Below are 15,585 nucleotides of genomic sequence, written 5' to 3'. Positions count from 1 at the left end.
GGTGCCGGATGCATAAGGGGGGACCAACTGTCGAACTAGGGCTCCCCCATGGGTCAGAATGACCAGCGTGCCTTTCCTGTTGCTGATCGAGGACGACGACGCCATCCGCACGGCCCTCGAACTCTCGCTGTCACGCCAGGGCCACCGTGTGGCCACCGCGGCGACGGGAGAGGACGGCCTCAACCTGCTGCGAGAACAGCGGCCCGACCTGGTCGTACTGGATGTGATGCTGCCCGGAATCGACGGATTCGAGGTGTGCCGGCGCATCCGGCGCACCGACCAGTTGCCGATCATTCTGCTCACCGCGCGCAGCGACGACATCGACGTCGTGGTCGGACTGGAGTCCGGTGCCGACGACTACGTGGTGAAACCCGTACAGGGCCGGGTGCTCGACGCCCGGATCCGCGCGGTGCTGCGCCGGGGCGAGCGCGAGTCCACGGACTCCGCGACGTTCGGGAACGTGGTGATCGACCGGTCCGCGATGACGGTCACCAAGAACGGGGAGGATCTGCAGCTCACGCCGACCGAGCTGCGCCTCCTGCTCGAACTGAGCCGCCGCCCCGGCCAGGCCCTGTCCCGGCAGCAGCTGCTGCGGCTGGTCTGGGAACACGACTATCTCGGCGACTCCCGGCTGGTGGACGCCTGCGTCCAGCGGCTGCGCGCGAAGGTGGAGGACGTGCCGTCCTCGCCGACCCTGATCCGTACCGTGCGGGGCGTGGGATACCGGCTGGACTCGCCGCAGTGAGCACGGCTGTGCGGCGGGGCCTGCTCGCCGGGCTCCGCTGGACCAGCCTGCGGTTGCGGCTCGTCGTCGTGTTCGCGCTGGTGGCGCTGACCGCCGCGGTGTCCGCGTCCGGGATCGCGTACTGGCTGAACCGCGAGGCGGTGCTGACCCGCACCCAGGACTCGGCGCTCGGGGACTTCCGCCAGGAGATGCAGAACCGGGCGGCCTCGCTGCCGACCAGCCCCACCAAGGACGATCTGGACCACGCCGCCGCGCAGATGGCGAGCAGCAGCCCCGGTTACAGCGTGCTGCTCATCGACGAGCGCGATCCGGGCAAGCCGATCGTCGGCAACTCCGACGTGGACACCTTCACCCGGGACAACGTGCCGCTGTCGCTCCAGGAGCAGGTCGCCAGGAAGCGGCCGGTCAAGGCGGGCAACAAGTACTCGTATCACCTGTTCTGGCAGCGGACCTCGATCCGCGGCACGCCGTATCTCGTCGGCGGTACGAAGATCATCGGCGGTGGCCCGACCGGCTACATGCTCAAGTCCCTCGACCAGGAGCGGCAGGATCTGAACTCCCTCGCCTGGTCACTGGGGATCGCCACCGCGCTCGCTCTCGTCGGCTCCGCCCTGCTCGCCCAGGCCGCCGCGACGACCGTGCTGCGTCCGGTGCAGCGCCTCGGCGACGCCGCCCGCAAGCTCGGCGAGGGCAAGCTCGACACCCGGCTCGTGGTGTCCGGGACCGATGAACTGGCCGATCTCTCCCGGACGTTCAACAGAACGGCGAGCTCCCTGGAGAAGAAGGTCGCGGACATGACCGCGCGGGAGGAGTCCAGCCGCCGCTTCGTTGCCGACATGTCGCACGAGCTGCGCACCCCGCTCACCGCGATCACCGCGGTCGCGGAGGTGCTGGAGGACGAGGCCGACAACCTCGACCCGATGATCGCGCCGGCCGTGCACCTGGTGGTCAGCGAGACCCGGCGGCTCAACGACCTGGTGGAGAACCTGATGGAGGTCACCCGCTTCGACGCGGGCACGGCCCGGCTGGTCCTGGACACCGTCGACGTCGCCGACCAGGTGACGGCCTGCATAGACGTCCGCGCCTGGCTGGACGCGGTGGATCTGGACGCCGAGCGCGGCATGATGGTCCGCCTCGATCCGCGCCGGCTCGACGTGATCCTGGCGAACCTGATCGGCAACGCGCTGAAGCACGGCGGTTCGCCGGTCCGGGTCGCGGTACGGACCGAGGGCGACGAGCTGGTCATCGAGGTCCGCGACCACGGTCCCGGTATCCCCGAGGACGTACTGCCCCATGTGTTCGACCGCTTCTACAAGGCCAGTGCCTCCCGGCCGCGGTCCGAGGGCAGCGGTCTCGGACTGTCGATCGCCATGGAGAACGCGCACATCCACGGCGGTGACATCACCGCCGCGAACTCGCCGGACGGCGACGGGGCGGTGTTCGTACTGCGCCTGCCGCGCGACGCGGAGGCGCTGAGCGGCACCGCCGAGGGCCCCGACGCGGAGATCCCGGACGAGGAGGACGACGCGACGTGATGCGCAGCGAACGCCGGGGCCGACGCCCCGTCGCGGCGGTGGCCGGAGCCGCGCTCTGCGCGGTACTGGTCGCGGGCTGCGGGATCAGGACGACATCGGTGCCGGTCGACGCGGGGCCCGCACCGTCCCGGGTGCCGTGCACGATGCCCGCGCCGGACGCCACCGCCGAGCCCCGGCTGAGCACCGCCGCGGAGATCTATCTCCTCTGCAACTCGCAGCTCGTCACGGTCGACCGCACGGTCCGGGTCCAGGAGGCGAAGTCCGACCCGGTCACTGTCGCCGTCGCCCTCCTGGACGAGCTGCGGAGGGAGCCCCCGGGCCCCGAGCGGCAGGCGGGCTTCTCCACGGAGGTCCCGTCGACGCTGCGGGTCGGCGGGCCGCGCGCGGGCGACCCGAAGGGCGCGCTGCGGCTCAGCGCGCAGCCGGAGGACCTGACACCCGAGGCGCTGGCCCAGATCGTCTGTACGTACGCGGAGAGCGAGCAGCTCGTCCGGGACGGCACGGTGATGCTCGGCGGCCCGGGGGCGTACGCGCCGCGCGACTATCTGTGCACCGCGGAGACGAAGGCCAGCCCGAAGGCGGTACCGGCCCTGGGCGTGTTCCGGCTGTCGTGAGCGCGTGCCGCTCGGGCGCGGCCGCCGGCGCGGTCCGGCTGTCGTGAGCGCGCACCGCTCAACCCCGGCCGCCGGCGCGGTCCGGCTGTCGTGAGCGCCCGCCGCCGGGCCCCGGCCCGCACGGTGAGCCAGGTCTCCCCCGCGGGAGCGGAACCGATCCTGCCGCTGCCCGCGTCTTGGGGAACGTGCGTCAAGGTTCGGGCGGCCAAGCCGTCATCCGCTTCCGCGCGGTCGGAGTGTTCCTCCTCCTCGCGCATCTGCTGCTCGTCGGGTGGCTGACTCTTCGCCCGCTGGACGTGCCGTGGATGACCGCCGCCAACCTCCAGCCGTTCGCCGGCATCAAGGCGGACCTGGCCATGGGCCCGGCCGCCGCCACCCGCCGGATCGGCGGGGGCCTCCTGCTGCTGGCGCCCCTGGGTGTACTGCTGCCGATGGCCGGGGGCCGGCTCTTCGTCTCGCCGTGGGCCTCGCTCGCCCGTACGGTCGCGGCCGGGTCACTGATCTCGCTGGGCATCGAACTGGGCCAGACCGGGGTGCCCGGCCAGGTCGTCGACGTCGACTCACTGATCCTGAACACGGTCGGCGTCGCGCTCGCCCACGTGCTGTTCGTCCCGGCGTGCCGGGCGCGGCTGCGCCACCGCAAGCAGCGCCGGATCCGGGTGCTGCCCTCGGCCGGCCATGAGGTCCCCCAAGGGGCGACCCCGACGATTCCCAGGGTCGGCGTCGCCCCGTAGACCGATGCATCGCACCTGCTCGGCGAGTCACCATGGATGTACCGGGAGTACAACGGACTCGCTCCCCGTCAACGGTTCGCGAAGGAGCCCACCATGGCCGCACTTGCCCGCCCCCGTGACGGACGCATGATCGGTGGAGTGTGCGCGGCGCTGGCACAGCGCTTCGGCACCTCCGCGGGGACCATGCGCGTCATCTTCGTCGTCTCGTGCCTGCTGCCGGGCCCGCAGTTCCTGCTGTACCTGGCGCTGTGGGTGCTGTTCCCCGAGGAGCGGTCGTCGTCCGCCACCGATGCCTGGTAGCCCCGTACACACGCTTGTGGGCGGGCACCCCGGCCGGGGTGCCCGCCCACAGGCGTGTGACGTACGGGTGTCAGCGGCCGAGCGGCAGGCCGTTGGCCGACAGGCCGCCGGTGTTCAGGCCGCCCGTGGGCAGACCGCCGAGGAGGCCCTTGGCGGGGGCGGTGACGTCCTTGACGACCTTCGTCTGGCTGGTGCCGAGGAGGTCCGTGGCGGTGTCTTGGACCGGCAGGGTCGAGGTGACGTTCGCCAGCGCGCCGGCGACGGGCAGGGCGCTCGCGGTGTCGAGCGGCAGTGCGGAGGCCGAAGCGGTGCCGGCGGCGGCAGCGGCGAAGGCGGCACCGACAGCGGCGACGCCGAGAGTCCTGACAGCAGACTGCTTCATGTGAATTTCATCCTTGGGGAAGGGGATGTGAGCGGCTCTGCAACGTAGCCATTTCCATGCCCGTCCCGCAAACATCGAGAAAACACGAAAACGGCCGGGATTCGCCTTCCCGGCCGTTTTCGCGGAGGGTCCGATCAGCCGGCGACGGAGGTGGAAACGCTGGTCGCAGCGGTCTGCTCGAAGAGCCATTCGGACTTCAGCTCGGCGTATCCGGGCTTGATGACGTCGCTGATCATCGCCAGACGTTCATCGAAAGGAATGAATGCTGATTTCATCGCATTGACTGTGAACCACTGCATGTCGTCGAGCGTGTATCCGAATGTCTCGGTCAGCTTCTCGAATTCCTGGCTCATGCTCGTACCGCTCATCAGCCGGTTGTCCGTGTTCACGGTGGCCCGGAAGTGCAGCCTGCGCAGCAGCCCGATGGGGTGCTCGGCGTACGAGGCGGCGGCGCCGGTCTGGAGGTTGGAGGTCGGGCACAGCTCCAGCGGGATGCGCTTGTCCCGTACGTAGGAGGCGAGGCGGCCCAGCTTCACGCTGCCGTCCTCGGCGACCTCGATGTCGTCGATGATGCGGACGCCGTGGCCGAGCCGGTCGGCGCCGCACCACTGGATGGCCTGCCAGATCGACGGCAGCCCGAAGGCCTCGCCCGCGTGGATGGTGAAGTGGTTGTTCTCGCGCTTCAGGTACTCGAAGGCGTCGAGGTGCCGGGTGGGCGGGAAGCCCGCCTCGGCGCCGGCGATGTCGAAGCCGACGACGCCCTGCTCCCGGTAGCTGTTGGCGAGTTCGGCGATCTCCAGCGAGCGGGCGGCGTGCCGCATCGCGGTGAGCAGGGCGCCCACCCGGATCCGGTTGCCGTCCCGGCGGGCCCGCAGCTCGCCCTCGCGGAAGCCCTCGTTGACCGCCTCGACGACCTCTTCGAGGGAGAGCCCGGCTTCCAGGTGCTGCTCGGGGGCGTACCGGATCTCGGCGTACACGACACCGTCCGCGGCCAGGTCCTCCGCGCACTCGGCGGCGACCCGGACCAGCGCGTCACGGGTCTGCATGACGGCGCAGGTGTGGGCGAACGTCTCCAGGTACCGCTCCAGCGACCCGGAGTCGGCGGCTTCCCGGAACCAGATGCCGAGCTTGTCGGGCTCGCTCTCCGGGAGTCCTTCGTATCCGTTCGCCGCGGCGAGGTCCACGATCGTCCCGGGGCGCAGTCCGCCGTCGAGGTGGTCGTGGAGAAGAACCTTGGGCGCACGCCGGATCTGATCCTGGCCGGGCACATTGAGGGTCGGGCTCATCATCCACGCACTCTAACGCCTACGCGCGTAGAGCGCTGCTGGGCGCCGCTCGTCGATGCGTAACAGTGACCGTGAATACGGGTGGTGTACACCTGTCCTTCTGAGACTGTTACGTCATGGCACAGCGCGCACTACCCCTGCCTGCTGCGAGGCTGGGACGGGCCGTCAGAACGGCCGGAGCACCGACCGCGGTCAGCGGTGTGGTTCTGCTGCTCCCGGACGGCGAGCCCGACTCGCACCGCCGCCCCTCCCCCCTCTCGTACGCCCTCCAGATCCCACTGGCCCGCACCCTGGCCCGCGCGGGCCGGGACGACGGCCTCACCGCGCACGTCGTCCGCTACGGCTGCCGCGGCTGGAACACGTCGGACGCGCGGCTCGCGGCGGACGCCGAGTGGGCGGTGGAGGAGGTGGTACGCCGCTACGGCGACGTCCCGGTCTGCCTGGCCGGCCACGGCATGGGCGGCCGCGCGGCCCTGCGCGCGGGCGGCCACCCGGCGGTCGGCGCGGTGCTCGCCCTGGCCCCCTGGCTGCCCGCCGACCCGGACGCCGAGCCGGAGCCGGTGAAACACCTGGTCGGCCGTCGGGTCCTGCTGGTGCACGGCACCAACGACGCCCGCGCCGACCCCGAACTCTCCTTCCGCCTCGCGGAGCGCGCCAAGAAGTCCAACCGCGACACCTGCCGCTTCGAGGTCCACTCGGACGGCCACGCCCTGCGCCAGCACCACAGCGAAGTGACCGCCCTGGCAGCGGACTTCATCCGCGGCTCGCTCTTCGCCCACGCCTACGCCCGCCCGGTCGCCGACGCCCTGGCGGCCCCGCCGCCACTGGGTCTGCGGATGCCGCTGGCGGCGGGGTTCGGGAAGTCACTGGGGCACTGACGGCGAGTTGGACAGGATCAGACAGGAGGTACGGGGGATGAGTCTCCGGCTGGCGGCGTACGCCGTGTGCGTCGAGGACGGACGGGTGCTGCTGGCCCGTCACGTATCGGCGAACGGTACGAGCACCTGGACCCTTCCGGGCGGCGGGGTCGAGCAGGGGGAGGATCCGTTCGACGCGGTGATCCGGGAGGTCGCGGAGGAGACCGGCTGCGACGCGGTGGTCGAACGCCTGCTGGGCGTGGACTCCCGGGTGATCCCGCCGGCCGAGGCGCGGACGGGGATCGAGCACCAGAACGTCGGCGTGTTCTACCGGGTCCGCATCACCGGCGGCCGGCTGCGGCCCGAGCCGGACGGCGAGATCGCCGAGTCCGTCTGGACCCCCGTCCCCGATGTCGCCTCCCTGCGCCGGTCATCGCTCATCGATGTCGGCCTCGACCTGGAACGAACCGCTCCGGCGACCGGCCACGTCGCGCCCGTACCGGTCGGTGGCCTGGTCCAGCACTGAGGCGAGTGCGGCGTCCGGCAGCAGGGTCGGCCCGCCGGGAAACGGGCGAACGCCCTGCCCGTCTGCACGGATCCGCGATTTGGGTCCTGATATGGGCCTTTGGGCACTGTCGGTGGGCCCCGGTGGCATCGCTACGGTTCGCGTCCCGGCGGGTGGATCGCCCCCGGTGACTCTGGCGAGCCACGACGAGGTGTCACGTGAACTGCAGAGAACGGGTACGCCACAGCACACGCACACGCGCGAGTACGGGGCAGACGGCGATCGAGTACCTGGCCCTGCTGGGGGTCGTCGTCGCCGTGGTCGGCGCGATCGTCGCCACCACCATCGGCGGCGACATCACCAGCTCCGCACACGTACAGATCTGCCGCCTCGCGGCAACGACGGGCGGCGGCGGCGAATGCGCCGATGACAACGCTGTCACCGACGGCGGCTCCGACTCCGGCGGCGAAGACCCCAGCGAACCCGTCGACTCCGGCGGCGTACCGGGCGGCAAGCCCGACGGGTCCGACGACGGGTCCGGCGAGACACCCGACGCCACACCCACCGACAAGCCCACCGACAAGCCCACCGACAACAAGGGGAACGCGCTCCCCAGCCTGTGCTCCGAGCCGCGTGAACGGTCAACGCACTCGTCGATATCCGTCGGGGCCAACTCGATCCTCGGCAAGACGGCCGCCTGGGGGTTCTCCACACTGCTCAACTTCATCGTCGACAAGATCAGCAACGAGAAGAACAAGGAGAAGCGCGTCAAGCAGGCGCTCGACGACCTCTCCTACTGCCTCCCCGACTACAACATCGTCATCGCGCAGCCCCACGAGGGAAACCTCCAGCAGATGGACGGCGCCGCGGTGATCGACACTGTCGAGATCAGCGGCACGACGTACCGCGTCTACGCCTTCAAGACCGGCAAGTTCACCTGGGCCGACAACGCCGAGCTGGGCTGGAAGAACCGCGCGTTCAAGGGCTACTACGACGTCAGCGAGGACAAGCACACCGTCACGTTCCAGGAACCGCCCCACCCCAAGCGGAAGAAGGACTGGAAGCCCGGCGACGAGGGCTGCCAGATCGAGGGCCAGGAACCGCCCGACCGCGACCGGTACTACAACACCTACTCCCCGCTGGACAACGACGGTTCGTCGGTGGCGGTGCGCAGACTGGTAAACGACATGCGGCGCTGCTACCCCGACTACAACGTGGTCGCGATGCACTCGGAGCAGTCGTCGCACTGGGTCGAGAAGCCGGACTCGTTCATCAACGAGAGCCGGTACCGGCTGAACTCCCCCGAATACCACAGTCAGGAAACCGGCGACGACATCGCCTCGGGCCGGGCCGTGTTCGATGTGTACGTCTTCGACAAGGGCAAGTTCAGCAACGACGGCGACGGCGGCTACACCAACTGGGCGTTCTACGGCGACTTCGACCGCGACGGCTCGGAGGTGACCTTCGAACAGCCGGAACCCGCCGACCTGGAGGCCGACTCCAACTCCTCGGGAACCGAGTCGGTCAACTTCAACGACGGGGCGCCGAAGTACAAGGACGACGACCGGCCGTACCCCGGTACCGACTACGCCGGCAAGGTACCCGGCGACGATTCCAAGCTCACCCAGTCCCTGATCGACGAGTACGGCCGGGCCTTCCCCGACACGAACATCATCGCGGTGAAGAACTTCAACGACTTCTCCTTCTCCGGGGTGTCGGGCCTCGAACACCTGGCGGTGGTGGACGGGGTCGACATCTTCTCCGTCAAGAACGGCACCGTCATCAACAACGGCGACGGCGGCTGGAAGAACTGGGGCTTCACCGGAACCTACGACCGCGACAAGGACTCCAACGAAGTGACCTTCAAGCGCTAGCGAGTGTCCACGAAGTCCCCCTCTCCCGTCCGGCCGCGCGACGCCCGGCACGGCCCGGGGTCCGGGGGCCGGGGTCCGCCGGGAAACGGGCGAACGCCCTGCCCGTTTGCACGCATCCGCGATTTGGGTCCCGGTATGGGCCTTTGGGCACTGTCGGTGGGCCCCGGTGCCGTCGTTACGGTTCGTGTCCCGGCAGGCGGACCCGCCCCCGGTGGCTCGGGGGCGAACCACGACGAGGTGACACGTGAAGCAGAGCGAACGCATACGCCGAGGCGTACGCACGAGCACGGGGCAGACGGCGATCGAGTACCTGGCCCTGCTGGGGGTCGTCGTCGCCGTGGTCGGCGCGATCGTCGCCACCACCATCGGCGGCGACATCACCAGCTCCGCACACGTACAGATCTGCCGCCTCGCGGCCACCACGGGCGGCGGCGGCGAATGCGCCGATGACAACGCTGTCACCGACGGCGGCTCCGATTCCGGCGGCGAAGACCCCACCGAACCCATCGAGTCCGTCAGCGCCCCCGACGACCAGCCCGGCGACTCCGGCGGCGTACCGGGCGGCAAGCCCGACGACGAGTCCGACAAGCCCGGCGGCAAGACCGACGGCAAGGGCAACGCGCTCCCCAGCCTGTGCTTCGAGCCGCGTGAACGGTCATCGAGCTCGAACATCTCCGTCCCGGGCAACGGCCCCACCAGCACGGCAGCCGCCTGGGGGTACTCGTACCTGGTCAACTTCATCGTCGACAAGGTCAACAACGAGAAGAACAAGGAGAAGCGCGTCAAGCTGGCGCTCGACGACCTCTCCTACTGTCTCCCCGACTACAACATCGTCATCGCGCAGCCCCACGAGGGAAACCTCCAGCAGATGGACGGCGCGGCGATGATCTCGACCGTGGAGATCAGCGGCACGACGTACCGCGTCTACGCGTTCAAGACCGGCAAGTTCACCTGGGCCGACGACGCCGACCTCGGCTGGAAGAACCGCGCGTTCAAGGGCTACTACGACATCAGCGACGACAAGCGCACGGTCACCTTCAACGAGCCGCCCCGCCCGAAGCGGAAGAAGGACTGGAAGCCCGGCGACGAGGGCTGCCAGATCGAGGGCGAGGAGCCACCGGACCGGAACCGGTACTACAACACATACTCCCCGCTGGACAACGAGGGTTCGGCGCAGGCGGTCCGGATGCTCGTGAACGACATGCGGCGCTGCTACCCGGACTACAACGTGGTCGCGATGCACTCGGAGCAGTCGTCGCACTGGGTCGAGAAGCCGGACTCGTTCATCAACGAGAGCCGGTACCGGCTGAACTCCCCCAAATACCACGACGAGGAGACCGGCGACGACATCGCCTCGGGCCGGGCCGTGTTCGACGTGTACGTCTTCGACAAGGGCAAGTTCAGCAACGACGGCGACGGCGGCTACACCAACTGGGCCTACTACGGCGACTCCACCCGCGACGGCTCGGAAGCCACGTTCAAGCAGCCGGAACCCGCTGACCTGGACGCCGACTCCACCTCCACCGGCACGGAGACGGTCAACTTCAACGACGGCGCACCGAAGTACACGGAGGGGACGTACCCCGGCACCGACTTCTCCGGCAAGAAGCCGGGCGACGACGCCGAGCTGAACCAGTCCCTCATCGACGAGTACAGCCGCGCCTTCCCCGACACGAACATCATCGCGGTGAAGAACTTCAACGACCTCTCCTTCTCCGGGGTTTCCGGCCTCGAACACATCGCGGTGGTGGACGGCGTCGACATCTTCTCCATCAAGAACGGCACCATCGTCAACAACGGCGACGGCGGCTGGAAGAACTGGGGCTTCGCCGGTACGTATGACCGCGAGAAGGACTCGAAGGAGGTGACCTTTAAGCGGTAGGGGGCGGGGGGTGGTGGCCGGCCGACCGGTCGTGGACCTTCGGTCGGCTGGCGCTCGGCGGTCGGACAGGCCTGTTCAGGGCTGCTGTCGCGGCCGGCCGGGGAGAGAGCTCGGGGCCATCAGGCCTGGGCCGGAGGTGGGAGCGCCTGCCTCACTCCGTTGTCATGTTTCGTGAGCACGGGAAACCCCGCCTGGCGCGGGACGATGGTGCGGCGAAGCTTGCGGAAATACGGGGTGCGTTCTCGCGTATGCGCCTCATGGGTGGTGGGCTGAGGCTAAGTTCTTGTCTTTGCGGCACTGTGATTCACCATCCGATTCGAGGCCTCATGGACGTTTTGCCGGATTCCCTGAAGCTGATGGGAAACTGCTGCCGCGTGCCGTAAACCCGCAGGTCGCGCAGTCTGCTCCCCGCGCGTGCGGGGATGGTCCCGACGAGCACATACTGACAAAGGTTGTCGCCCACTGCTCCCCGCGCGTGCGGGGATGGTCCCCTGGTCGCGTCCGGCGGCTGGTGTGCCCCGTCCTGCTCCCCGCGCGTGCGGGGATGGTCCCTTCGCCTGCACCATGTCGGCCCATGCAACGGGCTGCTCCCCGCACACGTGGGGATGGCCCCACGGGATCGGAGACGATCCGGCACGCCAGTCGCTGCTCCCCGCACGCGGGGATGGTCCCACGGTGTCGGTCGCGAACGTGCCGACTTCCAACTGCTCCCCGCACCCGCAGGGACCAGACAGGCATTCCGGCCGACAACCATGCCAGCAGCGGCAAGCGGACCTGTGAGGCGCCCGGCACATCGGACCGCCTCACAGCCCACCCGCACCCGCCTCCGCCCACACCGTCTTGCCCGGCCCCACCCGGTCACTCACGCCCCAGCGGGCGGCGATGGACTCCACGATGAGGAGGCCCCGGCCTCCATCGGCGTCCGGGTCGGGCTGTCGCGCCACCGAAGGGTTCGGGCGGGTCTCGTGGGTGTCCGACACCTCGATCCGTACGACCCCGGCCTCCTCGTACGGGTACATGAGCCGAAGCTCGAAGTCGCGGCCCGCCACCCGCCCGTGCAGGACCGCGTTGGCCGCCAGCTCCGCGACCAGGAGCGCCACCGTGTCGGAGAGCCGGGTGCCGTACGGGATCCCCCACGTGTCGAGCTTCCACACGGCGAGGCGCCGCGCCAGCGTCGCACCTCGGCGGGTGGCCGAGCACTTCTGGGCGAACACACGTACAGTTACGGGCGGTTGTACCTGGAGAGCCGTCATGTGCTCAGCGTTCCGCCTCGGTCACCCCCGCCAGTAGGAACAACACCCATACACGTTCACTTGTATGGGTTGGTTCTCTGGACAGGGCGGGTAACACTCCGTGATTCTGGCTGCGTTGATCCATGCGCGAAAGACGGGGCAGCGATGACGGCGAACCACGACAGCACCACAGCCCATGGCGAACCCGAGCTCTCCGACAGCCTGAAGACATTCGGGGCGGTCATGAAGGCCCTGCGCGAAGCGGCCGGCCTCACCCAGGAGGAGTTCGCACCCCGCGTGCGGTACTCGGCGGCCTACATCGCCAAGATCGAGCAGGGCAGGCGGTTCCCGCCCGAGGATCTCCCCGAGCGGGCTGCGGAAGCCCTCGGGCCGCTCGCGGGCAAGGTTCTCGCCGCTGCGGCGCGGAGCCTTCGGCGCAGGGCAGGTCTGGCGTCGTGGTTTCTCCAGTGGGCGGGGATCGAGGAGGAAGCGGTCACGCTGTACGCCTACGAGTGCCGGGGCATTCCGGGACTGCTCCAGAGCGAGGGGTACATCCGGGCCGTCTTCGACCGGCGGCTCCCCCCGCTCGCCGAGGAGCAGTTCGAGCAGCAGGTGGCCGCGCGCCTGATGCGACAGGAACTCCTGGCCGAACGCCCCAACACCTCCTTCTCGTTCATCATCGAACAGGCCGTCCTTGAGCGTCAGTTAGGAGGTGCGGACGTCACTGCCGCGCTCATCGACAACCTGTTGGTGCAGGGCGGTCGCCGGAACGTGGAGATCCTCGTCATGCCGCTCAAACAGCCGGATCACTCGGGCGTCGACGGGCAGTTGTATCTGGCGGAGACCCCGTGCAACTCCTGGTTCGGCTACGTCGAAGGCCATGACAGCAGCACTCTGCTCACTGACCCGAGATTGGTCAGTGCCATGCTCCAGCGCTATGGCAAGATGCGCTCACAGGCGCTGAGCCAAGAGGCCACCAGAGGCCTGCTGAAGCAGATGCGAGGAGCGCTATGAGCACCGAACTGGCCTGGTTCAAAAGCAGTTACAGCGGCAGTGGCGGCGACAACTGCATCGAAGTCGCCCTCCACAGCGAGGCCCTCCACGCCGAAGCCGTCCACGTCCGCGACTCCAAGGACACCGCCCGTCGCCCGTTCAGCGTCTCCGCCACCGCCTGGACGGACTTCACCGCGTACGCGGCGTACGCGTCGTCCACCGCACGGTCCTGACAGCCCCGCCGGCGCCGCTCACTCCGGCAGCAGGTGTCCCCGCCGCGACAGCAGGAACTTCTTGAACGCCGCCACCGGCGGGGTGTCCGGGTGCCCGTCCAGCCAGGCCACGCCGATCTCCCGAGCGGCCCGCGGTGCCGTCACCGTCAGCTCCACCACGCCGGGGCGGGCCACCGCCGGAGGCGGGAGCAGGGCCACGCCCAGGCCTGCCGCGACCAGGCCGCGCAGGGTTTCGGCCTCCTCGCCCTCGAAGGCGACGCGGGGGACGAAGCCCGCTTCCGCGCAGAGGTCGTCCGTGATGCGGCGCAGGCCGTAGCCGGGTTCCAGGGTGACGAAGGTTTCGTCGGCGGCCTCCACCAGGCGGATGCGGCGGCGGGTGGCCAGGCGGTGGTCGTCGGGGACGACCAGGCGCAGTCGCTGTTCGTCCAGGCGCCGGGCGACCAGGTCCGGGGCGTCCGGGACGGGTGAGGTGAGGCAGAGGTCGAGGCCGCCCGCGCGGAGGCGTTCGATCATGGCCTCGCCGTAGTTCTGGACGAGCTGGAAGCGGACCCGTGGGTGGTCGGCGCGGAAGGCGCGGATCAGGGCGGGGACGGTCTCCGAGCCCATCGTGTGGAGGAAGCCGAAGGCGACCTTGCCCGCGGTGGGGTCGGCGTCCGCCCGTACCGAGTCGGCGGCCTTCTCCACCTCGGCGAGCGCCCGTTCCGCCGAGCCGAGGAAGGTGCGGCCGGCGGGGGTGAGGGAGACGGTACGGCCCTTGCGGGCGAACAGGGCGACTCCCAGGTCCTGTTCCAGCCTGACCATGGCGCGCGAGAGCGTGGACTGCGGCACGCCCAGCTCGTGCGCGGCGCGGGTCACGTGTTCGTGCCGGGCCACCGCCTCGAAGTACGCGAGCCGTGGCGCGAGGACCGCGCGGATGTCTTCTTCGTAACTGCTTGGTGACAGCCGCGGCTGTGAGCTGTGCTGATGCGCCATGGGATTGATTATCGCCCGTTTGTGCATTGGACGCATGAAAGGTGTGCGGCCTACGTTCCTTGCATGCCTCCCGCCAGTACCGGGGCGTCCACCCTGACCGTGGCCGCCTCGACCCAGTCGTCCCCCGTAACCACCGTGACCGCCGCCGAGACCGCCACCGCGGACCGGCTCGAACCCGGTGGGCCCGGCTACCGCCGGATGAGTTTCGCGCTCTTCGCCGCCGGTGTCGCGACCTTCGCACTCCTCTACTCCACCCAGGCCCTGCTGCCCGCCGTCTCCGCCTCTTTCGGCGCCACGGCCGGACAGGCGAGCTGGACGGTCTCCGCGGCGACGGGTGCGCTGGCGCTCTTCGTCCTGCCGATGAGTGCGTTGTCCGAGCGGTTCGGGCGGCGGCAGATGATGACCGCCTCGCTGACGGTCGCGGTCGTGGTGGGGCTGTTCGTGCCGTTCGCGCCGTCGCTCGGCTGGCTGATCGCGCTGCGCGCCGTGCAGGGCGCCGCACTCGCCGGGCTGCCCGCGTCCGCGATGGCGTATCTCGCGGAGGAGGTACGGCCCAAGGCGCTGGTCGCGGCGATCGGACTGTTCGTGGCCGGCAACAGCATCGGCGGGATGAGCGGCCGCATCCTCACCGGCTGGGTCGCCCAGCTGTGGGGCTGGCGGGCCGCGCTCGGCTCGGTCGGTGTGCTGGCCGTGGCCTGCGCCGTCGTCTTCCACCTCATGATCCCCAGGGCCCGGCACTTCACCCCCGGTTCGCTGAACCCGAAGGCGCTCGCCCGGACCGTCGGCGGGCACCTCGCCGACCCGCTGCTGCGCAGGCTGTACGCGATCGGCGCGCTGTTCATGACGGTGTTCGGCGCGGTGTACACGGTGATCGGCTTCCGTCTCGTGGAGGCGCCGTTCAACCTTCCGCAGGGGATCGTCGGCTCGATCTTCCTGGTCTATCTCGTCGGTACGGTCTCCTCTGCGGCGGCGGGGAGGCTCGTCGCCCGGCTGGGGCGCCGGGGTGCGCTGTACCTCGCCGTCTCCACCACGGCCGCCGGTCTGCTGCTCTCGCTGGCCGACCGGCTGGCAGCCGTGCTCCTCGGTCTCGTCCTGATCACGGCGGGCTTCTTCGCGGGGCACGCGGTCGCCTCCTCCTCCGTCAGCCGTACGGCCACCAAGGGCCGGGCCCAGGCGTCGGCGCTGTACCAGTCGGCGTACTACCTCGGCTCCAGCGCGGGCGGCACGCTCGGCGCGGTCGCCTTCCACGCCGGCGGCTGGGCGGGCACGGTCGCGCTGGGACTGTTCGCGGTCCTCGGTGTCGTCTCGATCACGCTGTACGGAACGCGGGCCGCGCGCATCGAGCGGCGCCGGCCGGCCGTCATGGTGTCCGTCCGGAACTGAGACAGCCGGCCTCGGTTCCCTCCATACAGAACCGAGACATTCGGCGCACAACCAACCA

16 protein-coding genes are annotated in these 15,585 nt (G+C 69.8%); 12 read left to right on the top strand and 4 right to left on the bottom strand.

The window, feature by feature from the left end; all coding sequences use genetic code 11:
- Positions 1-67: 67 nt before the first annotated feature.
- From afsQ1 to ACZ6S6_RS29505, 5 genes are all read left to right on the top strand, one after another.
- Positions 68-745, top strand: coding sequence for a two-component system response regulator AfsQ1 (gene afsQ1 / locus ACZ6S6_RS29525; RefSeq protein WP_026171255.1), 678 nt, complete (start codon positions 68-70; stop codon positions 743-745).
- Complete coding sequence (locus tag ACZ6S6_RS29520; RefSeq protein WP_362953955.1) at positions 742-2,280, top strand: HAMP domain-containing sensor histidine kinase; 1,539 nt, start codon at positions 742-744, stop codon at positions 2,278-2,280. The genes afsQ1 and ACZ6S6_RS29520 overlap by 4 nt, the downstream gene beginning before the upstream one ends.
- Positions 2,280-2,894: a hypothetical protein gene (locus ACZ6S6_RS29515; RefSeq protein WP_469707713.1), complete on the top strand. Its 615-nt coding sequence runs from the start codon at positions 2,280-2,282 to the stop codon at positions 2,892-2,894. The genes ACZ6S6_RS29520 and ACZ6S6_RS29515 overlap by 1 nt, the downstream gene beginning before the upstream one ends.
- A 185-nt stretch (positions 2,895-3,079) precedes the next feature.
- On the top strand, positions 3,080-3,628 hold the full coding sequence (locus tag ACZ6S6_RS29510) for a VanZ family protein (protein ID WP_362953958.1): 549 nt from the start codon (positions 3,080-3,082) through the stop codon (positions 3,626-3,628).
- Between the two features lie 93 nt (positions 3,629-3,721).
- Entirely contained in the window at positions 3,722-3,928 is a 207-nt protein-coding gene (locus ACZ6S6_RS29505; protein ID WP_362953960.1) for a PspC domain-containing protein, read from the top strand.
- A gap of 70 nt (positions 3,929-3,998) precedes the next feature.
- On the opposite strand, the gene ACZ6S6_RS29500 is transcribed toward ACZ6S6_RS29505, so the two are convergent.
- Both ACZ6S6_RS29500 and ACZ6S6_RS29495 read right to left on the bottom strand, forming a co-directional pair.
- A complete protein-coding gene (locus ACZ6S6_RS29500) occupies positions 3,999-4,310 on the bottom strand; it encodes a hypothetical protein (protein ID WP_362953962.1) in 312 nt (103 codons plus the stop codon).
- A 134-nt stretch (positions 4,311-4,444) separates the two neighbouring features.
- Complete coding sequence (locus tag ACZ6S6_RS29495; protein WP_469707710.1) at positions 4,445-5,599, bottom strand: adenosine deaminase; 1,155 nt, start codon at positions 5,597-5,599, stop codon at positions 4,445-4,447.
- Between the two features lie 197 nt (positions 5,600-5,796).
- Between ACZ6S6_RS29495 and ACZ6S6_RS29490 the strand changes: the two genes are divergently transcribed.
- From ACZ6S6_RS29490 to ACZ6S6_RS29475, 4 genes are all read left to right on the top strand, one after another.
- The gene (locus ACZ6S6_RS29490) at positions 5,797-6,474 is read left to right on the top strand and encodes an alpha/beta hydrolase (protein ID WP_469707886.1); all 678 of its coding nucleotides are present in this window, start codon (positions 5,797-5,799) and stop codon (positions 6,472-6,474) included.
- A 37-nt stretch (positions 6,475-6,511) separates the two neighbouring features.
- Positions 6,512-6,979 (top strand): NUDIX hydrolase, encoded by a 468-nt coding sequence (locus tag ACZ6S6_RS29485; protein WP_362953966.1) that lies wholly within the window; start codon positions 6,512-6,514, stop codon positions 6,977-6,979.
- 197 nt (positions 6,980-7,176) lie between these two features.
- Positions 7,177-8,832, top strand: a complete 1,656-nt coding sequence (locus ACZ6S6_RS29480) for a hypothetical protein (protein ID WP_469707707.1) — start codon at positions 7,177-7,179, stop codon at positions 8,830-8,832.
- Positions 8,833-9,076: 244 nt separating this feature from the next.
- Positions 9,077-10,714: a hypothetical protein gene (locus ACZ6S6_RS29475; protein ID WP_469707705.1), complete on the top strand. Its 1,638-nt coding sequence runs from the start codon at positions 9,077-9,079 to the stop codon at positions 10,712-10,714.
- Positions 10,715-11,517: 803 nt separating this feature from the next.
- Here ACZ6S6_RS29475 and ACZ6S6_RS29470 read toward each other — a convergent pair.
- Positions 11,518-11,928, bottom strand: a complete 411-nt coding sequence (locus ACZ6S6_RS29470; RefSeq protein WP_469707704.1) for an ATP-binding protein — start codon at positions 11,926-11,928, stop codon at positions 11,518-11,520.
- 183 nt (positions 11,929-12,111) lie between these two features.
- Between ACZ6S6_RS29470 and ACZ6S6_RS29465 the strand changes: the two genes are divergently transcribed.
- Together ACZ6S6_RS29465 and ACZ6S6_RS29460 are read left to right on the top strand one after the other, a co-directional pair.
- Positions 12,112-12,960, top strand: coding sequence for a helix-turn-helix domain-containing protein (locus ACZ6S6_RS29465; RefSeq protein WP_362953972.1), 849 nt, complete (start codon positions 12,112-12,114; stop codon positions 12,958-12,960).
- On the top strand, positions 12,957-13,172 hold the full coding sequence (locus ACZ6S6_RS29460; RefSeq protein WP_469707701.1) for a DUF397 domain-containing protein: 216 nt from the start codon (positions 12,957-12,959) through the stop codon (positions 13,170-13,172). Before ACZ6S6_RS29465 ends, ACZ6S6_RS29460 begins: the two co-directional genes overlap by 4 nt.
- An 18-nt stretch (positions 13,173-13,190) precedes the next feature.
- On the opposite strand, the gene ACZ6S6_RS29455 is transcribed toward ACZ6S6_RS29460, so the two are convergent.
- Positions 13,191-14,144, bottom strand: a complete 954-nt coding sequence (locus tag ACZ6S6_RS29455) for a LysR family transcriptional regulator (RefSeq protein ID WP_469707699.1) — start codon at positions 14,142-14,144, stop codon at positions 13,191-13,193.
- Between the two features lie 63 nt (positions 14,145-14,207).
- On the opposite strand from ACZ6S6_RS29455, the gene ACZ6S6_RS29450 reads away from it, so the two are divergent.
- Entirely contained in the window at positions 14,208-15,527 is a 1,320-nt protein-coding gene (locus ACZ6S6_RS29450) for an MFS transporter (RefSeq protein WP_469707697.1), read from the top strand.
- Positions 15,528-15,585 lie beyond the last annotated feature (58 nt).

This window comes from Streptomyces sp. NPDC048671 (genome assembly GCF_055587045.1).
The sequence above is the reverse complement of the archived record's forward strand: the minus strand, read 5'-3'. Positions and strand labels throughout refer to the sequence as shown.